1 pseudogene is annotated in these 461 nt (G+C 41.9%); it reads right to left on the reverse strand.

The annotated features are described in order from the left end of the window. Positions 1 to 168 precede the first annotated feature (168 nt). Positions 169 to 461: pseudogene (locus J1781_RS00370) on the reverse strand (ATP-dependent zinc metalloprotease FtsH); the annotation flags it as partial.

Here is a 461-nt window from a genome sequence, read left to right on the forward strand (position 1 = left end):
AAGATAAATCGAGCGTTTGATTATGATAATGAATGGCAAAGTTGGGAATGGGCTGTAACTGCATAATGTCCACAATGATGGCTAAAATTTTTTACTATTTTAAGTGAAAAACAAAAAAACCGCTATCAAGTTGGTAGCGGTCTTTGTGTAACTCACATCATGGATAATTTACATTGCAGGTAACGGCGGCGGCGTCAAGCCCGAACCATTTGACGGTGGATTGCTTGGTTTATCAAAATTTACTCTAACCGGCTCTTGATAAACTTTAGGCTCGCGTGGTGGGATACCCGCCATAATGTCTTGCAATTGATCACGGTCAATCGTTTCCCATTTCATTAACGCATCGACCATGGCATGCATTTTGTCCGCATTACCTTCAATTAATGCACGTGCAATGTCATACTGCGCTTCTAGGATACGACGAACTTCATCGTCCACTTTTTGCTGAGTCGCTTCTGAGA

This window comes from Rahnella perminowiae (assembly GCF_019049695.1).
Lineage (GTDB): Bacteria > Pseudomonadota > Gammaproteobacteria > Enterobacterales > Enterobacteriaceae > Rahnella > Rahnella perminowiae.